The sequence below is a fragment of the 'Nostoc azollae' 0708 genome (assembly GCF_000196515.1).
Lineage (GTDB): Bacteria > Cyanobacteriota > Cyanobacteriia > Cyanobacteriales > Nostocaceae > Trichormus_B > Trichormus_B azollae.
This window is the reverse complement of sequence record NC_014248.1, coordinates 3,063,929-3,085,385: the sequence shown is the minus strand read 5'-3', so window position 1 is coordinate 3,085,385 and position 21,457 is coordinate 3,063,929. Positions and strand designations below refer to the sequence as shown.

The 21,457-nt window shown below is 38.0% G+C and carries 11 protein-coding genes and 3 pseudogenes; 4 read left to right on the top strand and 10 right to left on the bottom strand.

What is annotated here, in order from left to right; all coding sequences use genetic code 11:
• Nucleotides 1–183 precede the first annotated feature (183 nt).
• Nucleotides 184–1,154, top strand: a pseudogene (locus tag AAZO_RS14270) (urease subunit alpha); the annotation flags it as partial.
• A gap of 41 nt (nucleotides 1,155–1,195) precedes the next feature.
• On the opposite strand, the gene AAZO_RS14265 reads toward AAZO_RS14270, so the two are convergent.
• Entirely contained in the window at nucleotides 1,196–1,894 is a 699-nt protein-coding gene (locus AAZO_RS14265; protein WP_013191803.1) for a YdcF family protein, read from the bottom strand.
• Nucleotides 1,895–2,212: 318 nt separating this feature from the next.
• Between AAZO_RS14265 and ctpB the strand changes: the two genes are divergently transcribed.
• A complete protein-coding gene (ctpB, locus tag AAZO_RS14260) occupies nucleotides 2,213–3,553 on the top strand; it encodes a carboxyl-terminal processing protease CtpB (RefSeq protein WP_013191802.1) in 1,341 nt (446 codons plus the stop codon).
• Nucleotides 3,554–4,002: 449 nt separating this feature from the next.
• Here ctpB and AAZO_RS30485 read toward each other — a convergent pair.
• A pseudogene (locus tag AAZO_RS30485) lies at nucleotides 4,003–5,442 on the bottom strand (IS1380 family transposase).
• A gap of 92 nt (nucleotides 5,443–5,534) precedes the next feature.
• On the opposite strand from AAZO_RS30485, the gene AAZO_RS14245 reads away from it, so the two are divergent.
• The gene (locus AAZO_RS14245; protein WP_013191801.1) at nucleotides 5,535–6,503 is read left to right on the top strand and encodes a glycosyltransferase family 2 protein; all 969 of its coding nucleotides are present in this window, start codon (nucleotides 5,535–5,537) and stop codon (nucleotides 6,501–6,503) included.
• A gap of 212 nt (nucleotides 6,504–6,715) precedes the next feature.
• Here the strand turns inward: AAZO_RS14245 and AAZO_RS43805 are convergent.
• Together AAZO_RS43805 and AAZO_RS43800 are read right to left on the bottom strand one after the other, a co-directional pair.
• Nucleotides 6,716–7,078, bottom strand: a pseudogene (locus AAZO_RS43805) (IS4 family transposase); the annotation flags it as partial.
• A 156-nt stretch (nucleotides 7,079–7,234) separates the two neighbouring features.
• Nucleotides 7,235–7,369, bottom strand: a complete 135-nt coding sequence (locus AAZO_RS43800; RefSeq protein WP_420807022.1) for a hypothetical protein — start codon at nucleotides 7,367–7,369, stop codon at nucleotides 7,235–7,237.
• Nucleotides 7,370–8,236: 867 nt separating this feature from the next.
• Here AAZO_RS43800 and AAZO_RS14235 point away from each other — a divergent pair.
• Nucleotides 8,237–8,932: a response regulator transcription factor gene (locus AAZO_RS14235; RefSeq protein ID WP_013191800.1), complete on the top strand. Its 696-nt coding sequence runs from the start codon at nucleotides 8,237–8,239 to the stop codon at nucleotides 8,930–8,932.
• A gap of 323 nt (nucleotides 8,933–9,255) precedes the next feature.
• Here AAZO_RS14235 and murD read toward each other — a convergent pair whose 3' ends face one another.
• From murD to AAZO_RS14215, 6 genes are all read right to left on the bottom strand, one after another.
• A complete protein-coding gene (gene murD, locus AAZO_RS14230; RefSeq protein WP_013191798.1) occupies nucleotides 9,256–10,626 on the bottom strand; it encodes a UDP-N-acetylmuramoyl-L-alanine--D-glutamate ligase in 1,371 nt (456 codons plus the stop codon).
• A gap of 80 nt (nucleotides 10,627–10,706) precedes the next feature.
• Nucleotides 10,707–12,908 carry a glycine--tRNA ligase subunit beta gene (gene glyS / locus AAZO_RS14225; protein WP_013191797.1) on the bottom strand — a complete coding sequence of 734 codons (2,202 nt, stop codon included), beginning with the start codon at nucleotides 12,906–12,908 and terminating at the stop codon, nucleotides 10,707–10,709.
• Between the two features lie 572 nt (nucleotides 12,909–13,480).
• Entirely contained in the window at nucleotides 13,481–13,720 is a 240-nt protein-coding gene (locus AAZO_RS14220) for a hypothetical protein (protein ID WP_041640481.1), read from the bottom strand.
• 4 nt (nucleotides 13,721–13,724) lie between these two features.
• Nucleotides 13,725–13,883: a hypothetical protein gene (locus AAZO_RS35430; RefSeq protein WP_013191795.1), complete on the bottom strand. Its 159-nt coding sequence runs from the start codon at nucleotides 13,881–13,883 to the stop codon at nucleotides 13,725–13,727.
• A 194-nt stretch (nucleotides 13,884–14,077) separates the two neighbouring features.
• Entirely contained in the window at nucleotides 14,078–14,266 is a 189-nt protein-coding gene (locus AAZO_RS33890; protein WP_013191794.1) for a hypothetical protein, read from the bottom strand.
• A 967-nt stretch (nucleotides 14,267–15,233) separates the two neighbouring features.
• The gene (locus AAZO_RS14215) at nucleotides 15,234–21,062 is read right to left on the bottom strand and encodes an AAA family ATPase (protein ID WP_013191792.1); all 5,829 of its coding nucleotides are present in this window, start codon (nucleotides 21,060–21,062) and stop codon (nucleotides 15,234–15,236) included.
• Nucleotides 21,063–21,457: the final 395 nt, after the last annotated feature.

The window sequence follows — 21,457 nt, the reverse complement described above, 5'->3', positions numbered from 1 at the left end:
GAACCTGATGAAAGAAACTACTGCCCCAGCAATGGCACCATGGTTTGAAAGATGGTGTTAAAGGTTTGATGGTGTATTTACTCATAAAGGGGAAAGAAGAGAGTTTAGACATGATTTAGGGGGATGATTGGGTGAAAGTGAGAGAAAAAACCTATTTGAAATGGCAGAGAATGCCCTAGGACTGTGGAAGTAGCAATTCACACCGGCAGTTTGAACAAAGTCAGTTATGTTGAAGATACTATATGCTGCTTTTAAACATCGCGCTATTCATACTTACCATAGAGAAGGGGCAGGAAGAGGACACGCACCAGAAATTATTAAAGTGTCTGGACAATTTAATGTTTGGCCATCTTTCACTAACCCGACTCGTCTCTACACCCTCAACATCTTAGATGAACATCATGGTGTGTCATCATCTTGATCCCAGTATTCCGGAAGATGTGGCTTTTGCTGAGTCGCGCATATGGCAAGAAACTATTGCTACTCAAGATATTTCGGACAATTTAGGTGCATTTAGTATGATCTCTTCTGATTCTCAAGGGATGGGAAGGGTATGAGAAGTAATAATTAGAACATTGCAAACAGCCCGTAAAATGAAAATACAATGGGGAAGACTAGCTGGAGATAGTTTAGCTGATAATCTCCGCGGTCAAAGATATGTGGCTAAATACACTATTAATCCGTCAATTACCCATCGTATTTCTGAGTATGTTGGTTCTGTGGAAGAGGGGAAAATCACTGATTTGTGTTTATGGAATCCGGTATTTTTTGGTATCAAAGTAGAAATAGTTATTAAAAGAGGAATGATTGCTTAGTCACAAATGGGTGACGCTAATGCTAGTATTCCTACTACTCAACCTGTCCATATCTGTCCCATGTTTGGCAGTTTTGTCGGTGCGCGTCACGCGACATCATTCACTTTTATTTCTCAAGCAGGTTTAGAAAAAGAAATTCCCCAAATGTTAGGTTTACAAAAGTCAGCTGTTGCTGTTTCCGGAACTCGGCAAATTAGTAAGCGCGATCTGAAATTCAATTATGCTTTACCTCAGATTCAAGTTGACCCGGAAACCTACGAAGTTCGAGCAGATGGAGAGTTATTAACTTGTGAGCCAGCAACGGTTTTACCAATGGCGCAAAGATACTTTTTGTTTTAGGTTATGACTGAACAATCTACCAATTATGATAAAGGCTGACCCTATTTCCCCAACAGTCCCTGATGTTCACACTTAAAACCATGCTGTTGCCAACTATGTATATCTACATCTACCAGTTTTGTTACCTGTGAGCATTGGGGCTGAATGACTTGACTGAGGAGCGCCCAAAGCAAACTACGTATTATATCTAACTCAGTCTTTATCCAAGATTCTCGATTACCAGGAATACCGATTTCCTTGACTGTTTCAGTTTCTACCCAAATTCCATGAGCGCCTAAGATAATCTGTGCCATCAACTTGGCTCGGAAGAAATGAGTACCAGAAGTAATTAATTTTACCTTCCTTACTCTCCAATTTCGCAAAATTGGTACACCATTATAAAAATTTTCAAAGGTAGAATGAGCACAATTTTCTAACCAAACCTTTTCTAGGTGTGCTGCTTCCCGCTGAAAAATGATCCAAATACATGGATCTGGAGAACCTTGAGAAATTAAAATCGGGATTTGGGGATATTGTTTTGCTAGTTGGGCGGCATGAATTTCTCGGCGAATACTACCCCCTAGTACAAGAAAACCATCTACTGGCTTTGAGGAAGCAGAAACTAAGGTTATAGTTGTGAAAGTCAACCAACTAAACAAGATAAAACACAACCCAAAAACAATATTTTGTAACAACCGCCACAACTTTCTAAATCTAGCCTTCAAGGAAATAGACAATTTGATGGTAAATCTCTGCTTCATAACATAGAAAAATAAAACTTTGTTATCTACTATTAAAAAGTACTGTTATCAAGTCAACGAAGTGCTATCTTAGGAAAAGAATTTAACGTTTAAAGATGAAGTGGTGACTAGTATCACTATGTTGCTTTAGTTGTTTTTACAGTGGAGCCAGGAAAACCAAAGGTTCATTTTGAATAAAAAGACAATAGATTACTCATCCCTTACAAAGGAAGAAAACGATGGATTAAGCATAGCTGAAATTACGGTATAAAAACTTAAAAGTCTCAGTAAAAACTGATTGCTAAACTGTCAACAATACAAATATTCCATCTGATATACATGAACCAATCTGCGAAACGTTACTCACCGCTTCAAGCAGTCTTAATTGGTGGAGCGATGGCAACAACTGCCACTATATCTCTATTTGGTCAAGCTTGGACTCGGTGTGTTCATGCTGCTTTACAAGATAGTCCTAAAGCGTTGGTTTACCAAGTATGGCAACTGGTGAATCGTGAATATGTTGATAGCAAATTTAATCAACAAGATTGGGAAGCAACCAGGCAGAGCCTATTAAGCAAAGACTATACTTCCAATGATCAAGCTTATGTAGCGATCCGCGAAGCCCTTCAAAAATTGGGAGATCCATACACACGTTTTATGGATCCCAAACAATTCACAGCCTTGACTACTCAAACATCTGGGGAAGTTTCTGGGATTGGTATTCGCATGGAAGTCAATGAAAAAACCAAGCGATTAACCATTGTCGAAGCTATAGAAAATTCTCCTGCGGTAAAAGCTGGTGTTAAGTCAGGTGATGAGATCTTAGCAATTGATGGTAAAAGCACTCTCAAAATGAAAGTGGATGAGGCATCTAATTTAATTCGCGGTAAGGCTGGTACTGGTATAACTTTGCGGTTGGGACGACCAGGAAAAAATCAGTTTGATTTGAAGCTGACAAGGGCAACTATCGAACTTCCTACTGTGAATTACACTCTTAAACAAGAGGGTGGTCGTCGGATTGGCTATATAAGATTGCGGGAGTTTAGCGCCCACGCGGCTGATCAAATGCGTCGAGCTATTGGCAATTTGAACAACAAAAAAGTCGATTCCTATGTATTAGATTTGCGAGGAAACCCAGGTGGTTTGTTGCAAGCTAGTATTGAAATAGCGCGGATGTGGCTAGATAATGGTGGCATTGTCAAGACTGTAGATCGTGTGGGAGGTAGTGAAGAAACTAAAGCCAATCGCACAGCCTTGACAAACCAACCTTTAGCTATTCTCGTTGATGGTAATTCCGCTAGTGCTAGTGAAATTCTCACGGGGGCTCTCAAGGATAATAAACGGGCATTAGTTGTCGGTAGTCAAACTTTTGGTAAAGCTTTGGTGCAATCAGTACATGAACTTACTGATGGTTCTGGGTTAGCAGTGACTATTGCTCACTACTACACCCCCAAAGGTACGGATATCAATCACAAGGGCATTACACCTGATATTCAGCTAGATTTGACGGAGGCTCAAGAACGTCAGTTAGCTGCTAATCCAGATCTAATTGCAACTGTCAATGATCCACAATATGCCCGTGCTATTGTTGCTCTGTCTAATACAAAGTTTGCCCAACCTATGACACCTCCTCAAAGTTCTCAACCTCTAAGCATTCGAGCTGAAGATTTGAAATTTTAAACTTTGTTTCCAGCTGTTCATGTATTTTCTGTAATTGATTCAGATCCCACTCTTAAGAATAAAGAGTGGGATTCGTTTGGAAATTTGAGATTTTGGATTTCGGATTGAGAATAATAAAACTGAAATAGAGACATTCTAAGTAGTTACTAGTATAAATTTATTAATTTACCTTAGAGGATTTTACCCGTATTTCTCACAAGCAGTAAAAAATAAGTTTACATGACCTGATGTGAGACTAAATTTTGATACATCATCAATCAAAATTGAATCGCAGAGATAAATTAAATATAAAATCTCATTTATAAAGCTAAAAAAGTCACTATCTTTTTATTGGTAGTAAAATCAAAATGCTCTGTTCATAAAATTAAGCATGACAAAACAAGACTTGAATCGACCCAAGGGCGAAGTATGATTAATTAGAAATAAGTAAAAGGCAATTTAACTTCAAATTAAGCAGTATTAGTGAGCATTCTTAAGCGTCTATGAGCAGTAGCAAAGATATGTCTGTATGGGCAAGAACTAGTAATCGCAATTAAAATGGGACGTGTACTTACAGTAATCAAAGCTCCTAACTTCAATAATTTGGTACGAATAGTCCCAACAGTAGCATTTTGTAATTCGGTTTTAGCTAAACATTTTTGACCCAAGGCATTGAGCAAAACCTAAGCCATAGAAGAGAACCATAAACCTCATTGATTTCCCGCAAATGTATGGTTGCTTGTTCTATCACTAAAAAGTTCTAATTGTTGTTCTTTAAAACGATTTTCCATCTCCTCGCGCTGACAATATTTTTGTCTATATAGTTGACTAGGAGGTACTTTATTAGTAGAAAGTGAAGTTACAACAAAACGAAGATTAGTCTCTTTTACTCCATATTCAACTTTAAAAACAACACGACGACTACGGCTCCAAGATTCACGAGTTTTATAGTCTAACGACTTATACCAAATTGAGTTATTAATCAATTCACCAGCAAATTCTGCAAGTTCTTCATCTATTTTAAACATAGTTTCTAAACTTTGAGTCGTTCTGTCCATCCCAATTAAACGACTATTTTGCACCAATCCAAAAATATAATCCACACCCATTTGGGATTCACACCATGTCATGATATCGTCTCTAGAATAAGCACTATCTCCACCTACTAAAATCTCAACATTCTTCCATTATTGACCTATTTGTTTAATCACTCTTTGTAGTTCTGATAATGCCCCAAATGCTGGGTCTACCTTTAAAGGGCGAAGTTTGGCTGCTAATAGATGTTTTCCACAGAAAACATAAAGTGGAGCATAGCAGTATCCCCCATCATAAGTATTGAAGAAAACTTGCTCCTGATAGCCGTGTACTAAGTCATCAGTTACATCTAAATCCAAAACAATTTCTCTTGGTTCTTCGGCGTAAGATTCTAGAAATATTTTAACAAATAAGCTTTCAATTTCTGATGGAGAATGCCCGATTTTATGGTACCCGCTGTCTGCTCCTTATTCCACATCTTCAGGACAATGTTCCAGGGGATTTAATATACTCTTTGCTGTCAATGTTGCAGGTTCATTCTCTACTCCAATGCTTTTTCCTAATGCTATAGCAAACATCTAGTCATGACGTAATTCTTCGTGGTTATTCAAGTCTTTATACCCCATGACCGGCCCGTATATTCCTTGTTTAATTAAGCTCTCTATTAAATGGTCAATCCGATTTGGCTTTCGCTAATCTTGGAAACATTGTGCAAACTGTGATGTGATTTGTAATTTTCTGTCTATTTCAGCAATTAAGCTGAATCCTGCATCTGCTCTTACTTGTCCACCCTGGAAATTGACTATCACTGGCAGCCATTTTTGTTGCTCAAATTTCAACTGTTTTGGTATATAATCTGTTGAAGATGGGCTCATGGTTGACAACTGCTGAAATGCCTACTATATATACATTTTCGCAGTTTTAGACCCCTTTTTTTATCTTTTTGTGAGAAATCCGGGTTTAGATTATGAATCATCAGTTAGTTGATGTAAATACTGCCCAAAGCTTTCTACCCAAGGTGTCCGTGGTGATTCCTTTTTATAATAGTGAAGCAGACTTACCAGATTTGCTGAGTTGTCTATTGTTGCAAACTTACCCAAAAGAGCAGGTAGAGTACTTATTAGTAGATAATAATAGCAGCGATCACACCCTCTCCATTCTACAAAAGACGGCTGGAGATTCTCCCATTGCTATCCGTCCTTTAAGTGAAAACAATATTCAAAGTTCCTACGCAGCCCGCAACACAGGGATTAAAGCTGCTACTGGTGAAATAATTGCCTTTACTGATGCTGACTGTCGTCCCCAATGCCAATGGTTAAATACATTAATTCAGCCTTTCATAAATTCAGAGGTGGTAATTGTTGCTGGTGAGATTGTGGCATTACCAGGTACAAGTTTATTAGAAAAATTCGCTGCTCAACAAGAAACCTTATCTCAAAAACATACCCTTGCCCATAAATTTTGTCCCTATGGACAAACCGCAAATTTAGCAATTCGTCATCATACTTTTACCAAATCAGGCTTATTTCGTCCCTATCTTACCACTGGTGGAGATGCAGATATCTGTTGGCGCATTCTTAATGCTAATCTAGGTAAATTAGAATTTGTGACCGATGCTATTGTTAAGCACCGTAACCGCGTTACTACGAAAGAACTAGCCAGTCAATGGCGACGCTATGGACGTTCAAATCGTTATTTACATGAATTACATGGTATAGAACTAACGAGAGAAATAAAAACTAAAGAATACATTTATATCTTACTACGTTGGTTATTAAAAGAGGTACCAACAATAAGTATTAATAACATTATTGGTCAAGCTAGTTTTCAGGATTTATTAAGTACTCCTTTGGGCTTATTTACCTCTAGAGAAAGAAGTTTAGGGCAAAGAAAAGCCAAGTTACCAGAAAATGCTAAAATCATTGAATCGTTATAAAATACTAAAATTTTTGAGGGTTGAAAATTGATTTCAGCAGTGGTAATTTTATTATCCTTTTATAGATAGGTAAAATCAGAAGATAATCTTCTATATACATTTTTATAAGAAAATAGGCTGAAACCCCTGATAGCATGGCGTTAGCCATATTTGTGACAAGTAAAGGCTGAAAGTCTTTTGTCAAGAGGCTTTTGGAGAAATATGGGAAAAAATTAGTCAGTCCCACTTTGAAGATCAGGAAAAGGAGCGACAATTAACTTAATATTTGTTTTTCGCTTCTGTTTGATAATACCTAAATCTCGATTTTGAGGGTCAGCAAAGTATTTAACAGGATCTGTTGCGTTACCTTTTTGATGAGCCATAGTAGAATGATAAAGACCACGATAGATCATTTCTAATGAAATCTCATCAAAAGGCAGAGAAAGTTCATCTACTACGGCATCACCTAAATATACTAAAACACTATAAAATAACCACGTTACCCAAATTTGTAATTTAATTCCATTGATCGAACCTGTTTATAAATAACTTAAACCCAAGAGTCTTTTGACCGTACTAAAAGCATCTGAAGTTCGCCTTGACTAAGGTTTGTGGGATTACACCACAGAAAACCATCTCTGGCTAACATTCTTGTCAGTTCTCTGACTCCTGCTATATCTCGCCACAGTAAGGGTCAACACTGCAGCCATGATCAACGGTAAATTCAGTATCCGTTGTCTGAGTCCTAGTTTTCAGTAGTAATTTTCTTGATTTCTAATGTCTGGTGTTAGTAATCTTTCCAATTGCTGGGCTATTACTTCATCTTCCACCATTGGTCTTTGTTTGTTTTTGCCGTGGTCTCGATTGGTTTTTCGGCTGCCTGTCATGGCTTGTTTCAATTGCTCAATTACTTGTCTACACTGAGTTTCTCACGATTTTTAACCTATCCAAATACCACCCTTGACAATTTCTTCTTTTCCTTAACTTGTCACCAATGCGTTAGGCATATTGAATACCTCAAAACCTAAAAAGTTTTGAGGGACAAACGTATATATAAGGTATATATAGAATGTCAATTTTTAAGTCAGGGATGGAAGCTAACAGCAGGATTTATCCTGCATTGATATTCTAATTGATTACTTGAATCTTTGTAAAAAAAATAGCCAGAACCAACTCCAAGACTTCCTCGGATGAGGCTAAGTGTTCCTATATCTGCCAGAAATTCCCGTCGTTTGGTTCTGCGACTTGATCTTAATTCTTTGATAAGTAGGTAGACACAAATAAACATAACTATGTGAAAAAATGTAAAGTACTTAAAACCCTTGGGATTGCTTGATTGCCCTTTGCTGCATCCGCCATGATATAGTCATAAATCTTTCTGCCCACCTACTTAGCAGAAATGCGTTCAATACCTTCGCTAGTGGAAATGTTGTTTTGTTGACAAAAGCGAATAATCTTGATTGTGTGTGGTACTGTTCTAAACAGTTCTCAGTGAGTCATATTTTGGCCCAGGTGAGTTTGTTTCTTGGTACTAGCCTCTAGGTGCTGAAGTATATATCAATGTGATTGAATATTTAATAATACACTTTAAAAGTGTCACCTTTGATTTCACTTGAATTGAAGCACATTCTAACTATTGATTGGTATCAATAAAAGTTATTCACAGGATTTGCATCAGATATGCCCATCCCCAATACCCAATCCAGACCAAATTTCGCTAAAGTTAGATAAAGGTAAATTTATAGGAATTTTCGATGTCAGCACAACTGTTACTGGTAGATGACGAACCCGGATTGAGGGAAGCCGTGAAAGAATATTTACAAGAAAGCGGTTTTAAGGTTCAAACTGCCAGTAATGCCCGTGAAGGTTGGGATATGATGCAGCATAGTATACCTGATTTAGTGATTTCTGATATCATGATGCCCCAAGTGGATGGTTATCATTTCTTGAAGCAAATGCGAGATGATGCGCGTTTTCAAGCTTTACCTGTGGTATTTTTAACAGCTAAAGGCATGACAGGTGATCGCATTCAAGGCTATCAAGCTGGTGTTGACGCTTATCTAGCCAAACCCTTTGATCCTGATGAACTGGTGGCCATAGTTGAAAACTTACTCGTCCGTCACACTGTAAAAACACAGGTAGCTAGTGAAGATACGGAAAATATGGATATTGCTAAATTAGCCCATGAAATTTCCAAAATCAAAGATTTATTAAGTCCCAGAAATGCAATTACTCAAACCCCTCCTCCGTTCAAAATAGATTTAACTCCCAGAGAACAAAGTGTTTTAAATCTAGTAGCCGAAGGTTTAATGAACAAAGAAATTGCACGTCGCTTAGAAACCAGCGTTCGCAACGTAGAAAAATACGTCAGCCGTTTATTTAGTAAAACCGGCACAAATAGCCGTACAGAATTAGTGCGTTTTGCCCTAGAACATGGACTAGCTAAGTGATTTAATGTCCCATTAAAGCTTGCATTATTTTTGTTTGGGCTAGTACAGTACAGCGTAAATAAACCAACGATTCCAAATCTCTGAAGAGATCACGCTGTATACGTTTTGGATTTTGTTGGACCAGCCTTCTGGAAGCACTATTTTCTGAGCTTGGCTCTTCTAAAAGAAGCATTTTCAATTCAGGGCGGTAGTGGTGATTGGTAATAGGAACAACCTATACTCTGAGTTACTTATTAAACAGAAGAATTGAGGTTTCCCGCAAAGGCGCAAAGTTTAGAATCTTGAATTTTCCGATTTCTTATGCTAATTCAGTAATGCCAAGTTTATGATTCCACCCAATTCAAACACAACTGACGGAAATCTTCACCCCTTGCTTCAAAATTAGGATATTGGTCAAAACTTGCGCAAGCTGGAGATAATAACACAACTGATGCTTGATATTGTTTTGCTAATTCTGCGGACTTGGGTACAGCTTTTGCCATTGTTTCGATAATTTCAAAGTTAGTATATCCCACTTCTTCTAGACGTTGAGCAAATGTAGGTGCAGCATTACCAATTAATAAAACAGTAGCAGCTTTAGCCTGAATTTTATTTAACCAGCCTGTATCATCTCCAGCTTTTGCTTCACCACCGGCAATTAAAATGACAGGACTTTTTACAGATGCTAAACCCACTTCAGCCGCATCATAATTGGTGGCTTTGCTATCATTAATAAAATCAATTCCTTCCCATGTGCAGATATGTTCTAAGCGATGGGTAACACCAGGAAATTCATGGACTGCATGCGAAATTGCTTCAATATTAATTCCTCCTAACCGGGCTGCAGCTACTGACATGAGAAGATTTTGTTGATTGTGTTCTCCTACCATTCGCAAAGCAGAAACTTCTACAATCGGTTGAGATGTGGAAGTTGCAGATAATTTTTCTATTACCCAGCCATTTTCCATATAAAAGCCCTTTTCACCGATTAAAAATTCTGGTCCTTTCACAGTTGTCCAATAAGCATTATGCCAATGATTTAATCCTACTTTGTTTAAATAAATATCATCGCCGTTAAATATTTGTAAATGAGAATTATTTAACAATTTGGCCTTAATATTGTAGTAATTTTCTAAGGTTTTATGACGGGCTAAATGATCTGGTGTGAATGTTGTCCAAATACCAATGGGGGGAGAAAGTGTGACAGAAGATTCGATTTGATAACTGCTAAGTTCTCCAATGATCCAATCTGGTTTTTGTACTGATAAAGCCACTTCACAAGCAGCCATACCGATGTTACCACAGGCAGGAGCGTTCAATCCTGCGGCTTGAAAAATGGCGGCAGTTAGCGACGTAGTGGTAGTTTTACCATTCGTGCCGGTAATGGCTACCCAAGGGATATTTTGCAAATGTCGCCAGGCTAGTTCGATTTCACCAATGGTTTCAATGCCTAACTCTCGCGCTTTGACTAATATAGGAATGTCCCAAGGTACACCAGGGCTAACAACTATTAGTTGTGGTAAAATTTCACTCTCTAGGTCTGGTGTGTTACCTAATTTAACGGGAATTTGTTCGTTAGCAAGTTCTTGTTGTTGTTCCAGGAGGTTTGGAGAGGTGTTGTGATCGCTTAATTCCACCTCCCAGCCTTCCTGTTTCAACAATCTTGCTGCAGCAATACCGGACTTTCCCAATCCAATCACAACAGCTTCTGGCATAGACTGTGCAGCATCCCTGGTTAAGCTACCCTATAATAGCGTTAATCGGCAAAAATTACACCTGTTTTTGTTGTCTTTTGCTACAGATTTTTGACGATCGCCCCAAAGTCAGCTAAAACACGGGCATGATTACGAAGTAGTCCCAGTAAATTTAACCGATTTCGTTTAATCTCAGGATTTAGATCCATGACTAAAACGCTATCTTCACCATCAAATAATTTACTCACGGTGGGAGCAATTTTTTCTAGTGCGGCTATTAATATTTGATAGTTGCGGGTTCGTTGTGCTGCTTGGGTTTGGGGTACTAACTCAAGCAAGGCGTTGTAAAAGGCAGATTCAGAAGATTTTTGGAATAATTCGGGTTTAACTACCGCTGTTGGTTCTAACTGCTGGAAGTTTAAATTACCTTGTGCAGCCAGACGGGTAGAACGGTTGACGGTTTCGTATATTTTATCTAATGTACCATTATTGCGGATTTGTTGTAAATAAAGGGCGCGATCGCGCACATCTAATAAATCCTGTAATGCCCGTTCTGTATATTCTGGATCATTTTCTCCCAATACAGCATTGACTAAATCATAATCTATTTCGTCAATAAATATTTGTACTTCTGCTTCTTGAAATAGAGTGCGGATTCGTTGTATGAAAAAGTCCTGCAATACTTTAATTAGTGAGTCTCTATCTTTGTTAAAAGCTGCCGCAAACTCTGTGGCTGTTTGCTCTAACAAACCTGCTAAATCAAGCGTTAAACCATCTTTATAGTCTTGGTGAGTTGAGTCAGAAGATTGTGAGCAAATAATCTTAATTATTGCATTAGCTGCCCGTCTTAAAGCAAAAGGATCAGAGGAACCTGAAGGTTTTAAACCTAAACCAAATATACTTACTAAAGTATCTAACCTATCTGCTAAGGCAACAACTTTACCTGTAATAGTTCGTGGGAAATTATCACTTGCATATCGTGGTAAATAATGTTCATAAATTGCCAGTGCTACTTCTGAATCTTCAGCACTAGCTAGAGCATATTTTTCACCCATAGTGCCTTGCAATTCTGGGAATTCAGACACCATCTGGGTGACTAAATCTGCTTTACAAAGTAAGGCTGCTCGTTGAATTTTCTGTCTTTCATTATTGCCTAATTGCAACTGCTGAGAAATTCGGGCAGCAATATTCACTACTCTCTCGACTTTGGCACGAACTGATCCTAAGTCTTCTTGAAAAGTAACTGTTTCCAATTGAGGTAAAAAGCTTTCCAATGGTTTAGCTAAATCAGCTTTATAGAAGAAACGCCCATCAGCTAACCGCGCCCGAATTACTTTCTCATTACCAACGGCAATGATATCTGATTTTGTCGGATCGCCGTTAGAAACAGTGATAAAATTAGGTAATAATTCGTGATTCTCTGAAGTCTTGAAAACAGGGAAATAACGCTGATGGTTCACCATTACTGTAGTTGAGACTTCTGTAGGTAATAGTAGAAATTCGTCTTCAAATTTTCCAACTACTGCGGTAGGATACTCTACTAAATTTGTAGTTTCTTCTAATAAATCAGGATATATTGGTGTGAAACCGCCTAATTTTTGAACTGCGGTTTTGACTTGTTCAGTAATGATGTTTTCCCGTTCTTCTGGTGAAACTATCACGTAACCAGAACGCAGGGTATTTACATATTCTGTCGCGTGGGAAATGCTGACAGGTTCGGGATGTAAAACGCGATGTGCTTGAGAAATGCGATCGCTCTTAACCGTTTTATCTCCATTCTTTAATTCTAAGGGCAAAACATCCCCATCCAACAAAGCCACTAACCAGCGAATTGGACGGGAAAATCTACCATCACCACTTCCCCAACGCATCAACCGCTTTCCTTCTAAACTCCAAACCCACTGGGGAAAAAGTTCTGTCAAAATTTCCGCAACTGGACGGCCGGGAGTCTTTTTCTGGATGAAGACAAAATCACCTTTCTCCGTAGGTCGAATTTCAAAAGCGTCCAGTTCTACACCTTGTTTTTTAGCAAACCCAACTGCTCCCGGTGTGGGTTTACCATCTTTAAAAGCTGCTTGTGCCGATGGACCTTTGATTTCTTCTTCTTTATCTGGTTGCTGGGATGGTAAACCTGTAATTAGAACTGCTAACCGTCGGGGAGTTCCATAAACTTCCACAGTTTCAGTTTTGAGGTTGTTAGCTTCCAGAGTTTGAGGAATGCGCGATCGCCATTGTACTATGGCACTACTCAAAAAGCTTGCAGGTAGTTCTTCAGTACCAACTTCTAATAAAAACGCAGGCATAGGACACTAATCTTTATCAGTCAACTCCACCAGTTTACCTTGTCATAAGGCTGAGATATGCGACGTACAACAGATTTTGGTGAATAATCTCTGTGATTTCTCAGTTAAGTTGGGATTCTCAACAGTCATTGGTGCTGTATGATAGCTTCACAAACAAAACCAATAGAGAAAATCAAGATTGTACAAATTGTTACTTTAAAAAAGACGTTTCTGTAGAAACAAAATAAATATATAGATTATAACATTGATGAGCAGGAGGGACGCAGAGATCTTTTGATTAGCAATTAAGCAGAATAGCAGGTGATAGAGTTGAATCTCTGGTACTGTCTGTAATGCAATGCAGCGTAAGCCATATTTTATGATAGCTGTATGTTCTCATCCAAGTGATAACCGCCACAATGACACACTCAATATTGTGTAACTATTTAGTAGGATGAATTTCCTCTCGGAGACCTACGCCATTGATTCATTATTTCTCGCTATTTTGGAGTCAAAATCCTCTCAATTTGTTGTAGTTGCTGTTGTATAATTTGAGTTCATTACTATCTTTGTTCTGCGGACAAACTGAGCGATCACAATTTCTTCATTGACAATTTATAGCGACCATTATTAACAGATTTTACTTGCTGTTGGTATTCGGGAGATAAAAGTGCAAATATTTGTGCTTCACTTTCCTCTCTAATCCGTTTAACTTGTGCTTTTTGAGTGTCAGTTAAATTAAGTTCTGACATTTTCTCTGAAGCTTGATTTAAATCTTTTTGATTATGATGGATAATGTCTGCCATTGTTAGACGATGGATAGTTTCTGTCATTGTCCTATGTTTGATAACTTGTTCCATTTTCCCTGGAATTATTGGGAACAGAAGTGCGATCGGGAGAGGTTAGTTGACATCCTGTAGTAAGAATAGAGATAGGTAAACCCACAACAGCAACAGCAGGAATAGCATAAATACTCAACTTCCGTTTATAGTTCATGAATTGATACTCCATAAATACATCTCAATTTCACCGAGACATACTATTTATATATCAGTTCTTTTGGCGATAGGTCCAAGAATTATAGTTGTTGTTAACAACTAAGAAAACTACCATCTCTGTGTAATTCAATGAATTTGATATTAAATAGTAGCTACAAAAATTAGCAAATATATTCAGAACTTTAACTAACCTTAATATAGACCAAAATCTGGCCTGTGGTTATTGTCTCGTCGTTGATTATTGTCTGATCTATGACGAGTTTCTTGGCGCTGGTTTCTATAATTGTTCGGATTATCAGTTAATGCTGGAGATATTCCTACACTACGGAGTGTAACTAAACTAAGTGTACTAAGTAAGACAAGAGGTTTGTCCAAATTCATAACACTTCCTCTTGACAGTCAGATGAATTTGATGCTTGTTTTATTCAACCTACTTAAAGCAGAAAATTATAGTTGCATAGCTATATATAGGTAAAAGGGCACTAATTTATTCATAAATTTAGTTATGTTGATGTATAATTATGAAAAATAATTGTATTGCAAAAGAATGTGTAGTCTGGTATAACTAAAAAAATAGAATAATTATTTTTTGAACTGCTAAAATGCCTCTGGAATTACAAAATCTCACAGGTGGTTATACTGTTTCGCCAATTATACTACAAACGGGTGGAACTTGGACTTATGTCATACTGATAGCGCAGCTTATCTCTTCAGGACACTGGGTGAACGCGGAGCGTGCCCTACGTAGGCTCTAGTATCTCGGAGATTCTTTACTATCTCTTTCAGAGACGCTCCGCAAACCTTCAGAATGACACCTTTAAACCGTTTCTAGTAGATCCAAGATATTAATCTTTCTTTGCAAACTGGAGAATGGTTGAGTTGAGTAGATGCTAATAGTTTTGGTAAATCTACTTTACTGAAAGTAATTAGTTGAATTCTCTCTCCTCAACAAGGAGTAATTTTAGTAGATGGGAAGGCAACTCACTCACAACCTCCTCTTAGGACGTTTGAAAAGTCCTTAGTGATGTATCAAAACCTTTTAAAACAACCTCTAATTTAGTAGCTCAAAAATTAGCACTTTTACCATAACAGCAACCAATTCCTGCTGGTTTAACTGTGCGTCAATTAGCTAAATTTAGGCAGAATACCACATCAAACTTGGTGGTAATGGGAGTTAAGTGATAATGATAGGCAGAAAATTGAAGCAGCAATTAAAGAGACGCAACTAGAAAATTTTGAGGATCACCTAGTTGAAGAACTTTCCGGTGGTGAACGAGAAAGCTATCCTTTTCCTGATCCCAAGGTCAGGTTAAGATAGAACCAATTTGGGTTCTATAAAATTTAATACTCAAGCTGGAATTTCAATAATAAACTCTGTACCTTTGCCCAAAACAGAGTGACAACTCAATTTACCACCGTGGGTTTCCTCCACAATTTGCCGAGCGATCGTCAGTCCCAATCCAGTTCCCTTTCCTACAGCCTTTGTAGTAAATAAATGTTCAAAAATCTTCTGTTTAATTTCTTCACCCATTCCCTTCCCGTTATCAGCAATTGAGATTTTTACATATTTGTCTACGATTGATGTTGTAATTTTAATACGGTTAGGATTGGTTTTAATGTCTGTAAAGCTCTTGCCAATGTTTGATTCCTCTAAGGAATCAATAGCATTAGCCAAAATATTGATAAATACTTGGTTTAATTGTCCGGGGAATCCTTCTATTTGAGCTAAATCACTGTAGTTAGTCACTACTTCAATTGCGGGGCGTTGTTCATTAGCTTTCAGGCGATGTTTGAGAATTAAAATTGTACTATCTATACCATCATGAAGATTAAACTGGACTTTGTAATCTTGATCTGCACGAGAGAAAGTACGAAGACTAGTGCTAATATTTCTTAATCTTTCGCACGCCATCACCATTGCATCTATCGCTGTAGGTAAATCTTCTAAAAGATAGTCTAAATAAATTTCTTCGGCATGGTCTTGAATTTCATCACCTGGGTTTTCTAGAATTTCTTGGTAGAGCTTTAAATGTTCAGTGAGATCAGCAAAGTTGGGTTTAATTTGTTGAAGAGTAGCATAAATAAAAGCAAGAGGGTTATTCATTTCATGAGCAACACCAGCCACTAAATTACCCAATGCAGACATCTTTTCACTTTGGATCATTTTTAATTGGGCATTTTGCAAATCAGTTAGTGCTTCTTCTAGTAAGAGTGATTTTTGCTGCAAGGTAAGTTCAGCTTGTTTTCGATCGCTAATATCCAAAAACCATCCATCCCAAACTAGTGAGTTATCAGCACGCCGTTCAATTCGTGATTCACCATGAATCCACTTGACAATTCCTGATGGAGTGATGATTCGTCCTTCCCACTGCCAGGGAGATAAAAATTGAATCGTATCGGTATTAGACTGCTGATAATTTGCAATATCATCTGGATGTACCATATTGCCGAAAAACTCAACATTTGACGTAGCTTGACCTGGGGTAATTTCAAAAAAGTTATTACATTGTGCACTAATGTAATTCAACGACATCACCCCATCGGTAGTCATCTGATATTGATAAACAACCCCAGGGACATTATCTACTAAGTTGTGGAAACGAGAATTACTTGCACTCAATTCGGCAAATGATTGCTCTAGCTGTTGGGCATATTCCTGGGAAAGTTCATAAAGTCGGGAATTTTCTAAAGAAATTGCAGCTTGAGAGCAAAGTAGATTTAGCAGTTCGACGCGATCGCTGGTAAATGCTCCCATTGTCAGATTATTTTCCAGATATAAAATACCCATTAACTTGCCTTGATGCAAAATCGGACTACACAGGATACTCTTAGGTTTTTTACGCATAATGTACGGGTCGTTGGCTAAGTTAGGATCTGCTGTTGCATCCAATAGTACAACGGTCTGCTGATTGTGCTTGACTTTGTAAATTAGCTTCTTTGGAATGTTGTGGCTATCTTCAATAGGAAGGCGTTGCAATACAACGGGTTTTGTTCCCTGCGTAATTGAGCCTTTAATTAGTAGGTGCTCATCCCGCGACAGCATTAACACGCATTTATCAGCCCCGGCATTTTCGATGATGATAGAAAGTAAGGATGCCAGCAGTTTTTCTAGTTCGATTTCACTGGAGATAGTCTGAGATGCTTTGAGAATAGTTTTTAAATCTAGGGTATCTGAAACACTTGTGCTAGAACTGGAATAACTGGTAGATGTCACGCTCCCCAAGGCAAAGATAGTGTCGTTAGTTGAAACAGTAGAACGGGTTTGCTGTAATATAGGCGCAAGTAATTGGGGATAGCGTTTTTCCAAGTCAGCAACCTTGGCTTTTGCTCCCCAACGGGTATAGGTGTAGTAAGCTTCAGTTATATATTCCCTAGCCATGCTTTCTCTACCCCAGCTGAGGTAAAATTTAGCAGCGAGTTCCTTAGCAAGTGCTTCTTCTTGGATATATCCGTGTTCTTTAGCAAGAGCAATAGTGCGATCATAATAGTCCATTGCGTCAGCTTTGTTACCTAGAATACGAGACTGTTCGGCTGCAACTAAATCAAATTTATGCTGAAAATTCATAGGTGCGTAATCTGCCCATAGCCTCATCTTTTCTTGGTTTTTAGTCACTCGACTTAAAATATCTTCTTGTTGCGAATGCGATATTGATGGGTAAATTGCTAGGTGGGCTAAGGAATCATAGAAATGAAATATTGGAACTAATATGTGTCCCTGTACTCCATCTAAATACTGTTTAGCTTGCTGTGCATTTTCCTGTGCCTGTTGATATTCTCCAAATAGGTAACAAAGAATTAGTTTATTAACATACAAGGAGTGAAGCCCGCTTCTATCATTAGCATCTTTCATGAGTGGTAAAGAAGTTTCTTCGTTGTAGACTTCACCTCGTAAGTTGCATGAATTTTCTAAGGGGTTTAATAAGTTCAATACTGTCTGTTGAGAAATTTGATGCCAACGTAGAGCGTTTTCTTGCTTGAGCCGAGCTAAAACATCACTGATAGAGGCCATTTCTCGTACCAGTATTGTTAGTTCCTGTCCCATAAAATAGGAGTATTCATATTTCAGCATGGCAGATATGCCAGCATGTTCAAAATTTCCGCCTTGAAGTCCGCTTTCGTAGGAATCCCAAAGAAGAGACAATGTTTCTTTAATATGAACTTTGCTATGAGTCGTACATGCACCCACTACATTAAGTACCAACGCCTTGATTTCTGGAGCATTGAACTGTTCCGCTAGGCTAATAGCTAACTTACCAAATTGATAGCCTGACTCAATATCCTGAAATACTACATTCAATAGCAGACCATAAAAAGCGTAACCAGAACTGGAAAATGCTGAATTACCATAGTTGAGCGATAAGTTAATCAATTCACATGTAACTAAAGGTACAAGCGTAGGTGCAGCTTGATAGGTAGGAGTAAACATACTTGTTAAAATCTTAGTAGCTGCTAACTTTTCAATATCTGTCATTAACGGTAGGTTAATTAACCCTTCTATTTTTTTCTCTTGAAGATTGCTTACAGTTTGACTAAGTGCTTGTTGAATGTCTGAGGGTTCAGGTGATTTAGGTAAACTTACCCCCACTAATTCCAGAGCTTCTAATCCAATTTGGACTGCTTCTAGCTTTTTGGCTTGCGCCATATAACCTTGGATTTTGACAGCATAGACTTTCATTTTATCAATGGAAGTTTTGGCCTGTTGCAAAATAATATCTGCCCATTGCTCCATCTGCTCAAAATCGCCGCTAAGGTAGGCAGTTTCTGTTGCTAGTTCATACAGTGTCAAGGTTAAGTTGTAGTGTGTTTCCCACTTGAGAAGGTGTAGTAAACTAATGCCTGTGGTAGCATATTCCAACGCAGCAGTATAAGCTGTTGCTGCTCTAGCTTTTTGTCCAGCATTTAAATTGAGTTGAGCCAGTTCTATTTGCTTTTCTGGTTCAATAATCAGGGATTTGCCAATATTGAGTTGATTGACAATTTCAAACGAGTTTTCATTCTGTTCCCTTAGTGGCGCATTACTCAGTAAAAGTTGCCCAATCTTGAGGTGAGTGGTTTGCTTTTGGTCATCAGGAATCAAGGAATAAGCTGCTTGCTGTACTCTGTCATGTAAAAATTTATAACTAACAGTCTGTTGATTTTCGGAAGTACCTGCTAGAGTTTCTTGACCAACATAAAACTTATAAATATCACCAATTGGTAAAATTAACCCTTCTTGTAATGCCTTCCATAAACAGGCTGCTGTTTCGATTTGAGATTGTTCCGAAACAATAGCCAAAGTTGCTAAATCAAACTGATTCCCAATACAAGCCGCTAACTGCAATACTTGTTGAGTTGATGGCGGTAGTTTTCGCAATTGCAAACTCATAAAGGTGACAATATTATCTGTAACCGCCTGCGTTGTCACTTGGGCAATCTCACATTGCCAACATCCTAACTCAAAGTCAAAGTGAATCAGTTCATCTTGATGTAATGCTTTGAGAAACTGTGTTGCGAAAAATGGATTCCCCAGAGTTTTTTGATATATCAATACAGAAAGATTCCATACGAGTTCTTCTGTAGATTTGAGTGTATCAGCAACTAATTTATTTACTTCCACTTGACTTAGTGGTACTAAACTAATCGTATTAATCGTTGCTTGTGTCTTTTGTATATTACTCAAAGTCAACATTAATGGATGTCCTGGTGGGACTTCATTATCACGGTATGCACCTATTAATAAAAGATGACTTGTATCAGCCATTAATAGTTGTATTAACTTTAGTGATGCTGAATCTGCCCATTGCAAGTCATCTAGAAACATTACTAAGGGATGTTCAATACTAGTAAAGACTTGGGTAAATTTTTGAAATAATAAGTTAAAGCGATTTTGGGCTGCTGTTCCTGATAATTCTACTGCTGGTGGTTGTTCACCAATAATTATTGATAATTCGGGGATGACTTCAATAATTACTTGTCCACTGTCGCCAACAGCATTTAATATTTTGTTTTTCCATTCCTCTAGTTGGACATCATTTTCTGTTAGCAATTGCTCCATTAAATCACGAAATGCTTGTACAAAAGCACTGAAGGGAATATTACGTTGAAACTGGTCATATTTGCCTTTAATAAAATAGCCACGTTGTCTGACAATTGGTTTATGCACTTCTTTGACGACTGCTGTTTTTCCAATTCCAGAAAAACCAGCTACTAGCATCATTTCTGATGTACCTCGACTAACTCTCTCAAATGCTTCTAGTAGGGTTAAGACTTCGGTTTCTCTGCCATAGAGTTTATCAGGGATAATGAAGCGATCACATATATCACGCTGTGCAATTTCAAATTTCTCAATTCCACCAGTTTCTCTTAGCTGAGTTAAACAATTTTCTAAGTCGAACTTTAATCCCAACGCACTCTGATACCTGTCTTCAGCATTTTTAGCCATTAACTTACTAATGACTTCTGCAATAACCCAGGGAATTTCTGAATTGATTTCGTGTATTGATGGTGCTATTTTAGCTATATGAGAATGCACCAACTCCATTGGCTCGTTTGCTACAAAAGGTAACTCTCCAGCTAGTAATTCATAGAATGTCACACCTAGTGAGTAGAAGTCTGTGCGATAGTCTATCCCGCGATTCATTCTCCCTGTTTGTTCTGGTGATATATAAGCTAATGTCCCTTCTAAAACATTGGGATTAACTAGGGTTTGGGTTTCCCTCGGTAATAAAGATGCGATACTAAAGTCAATTAATTTGACTTGTTTAGTTACGGGATTAATTAATATATTGCTGGGTTTAATATCTTTATGAATAATGCGTTCCCGGTACAATATATCTAGGGTATTGGAGAGGGCAATCGCTATTTCTAAAAACTCCTGTAGAGACTTTTGTTTGACCTTCCCTACCCATTCATTGAGAGAAGTCCCCCCAAAGTCTTCCATCACCAACACATAACCATTTCGGTATGGTTCTAGGGTGTAAATTTGGACAATTAAAGGCGAGTTGAGATTTTTAGCAATGGTATATTGATTACGAAATGATAAGAGTTCATTAAACGTGGGATAAGGATTTTTCAGCAGTTTAATCACTACTGGTAATGAATCTCTTTCTCGATATCCTCGATAAACTAGCGTTCTAGAACCGTTATAAAGTTCCTCACTGATGAGATATCCGGGAATATTGACAAGATTACTAACCATATTGCGCTCATCCTTAATGATTTCTCAATCTAGTATTCCCAAATATCTTAATTGATCTTTGAGCGAAAGTAAAAATGTATTGGCTCAATAAATAGGGGTAGCGGAGAAAAAGAAAGTAAACAAGGGACAAAGAATGTAATAAAATATGAAAGACAACGCAAAAACTGGATTCGAGTAAAAAGTAGGGAGAAGAGTTACTGCAAACCATCGAGCCAAAAGGCATTGCAGACGAATCAATGCGTCAGACAATGGAGATATTACTAACAGCATGTTTGAAAAGTTTTAGGAGGTATAAATTGTCATTCTGAGCGCAATGAAATGGAGCGTATCCCTTCGGGACACTGCGTCAACACAAAGCGTGCCGAAGCCTCTAGAATCTAGGTTTTGAGCGTGTA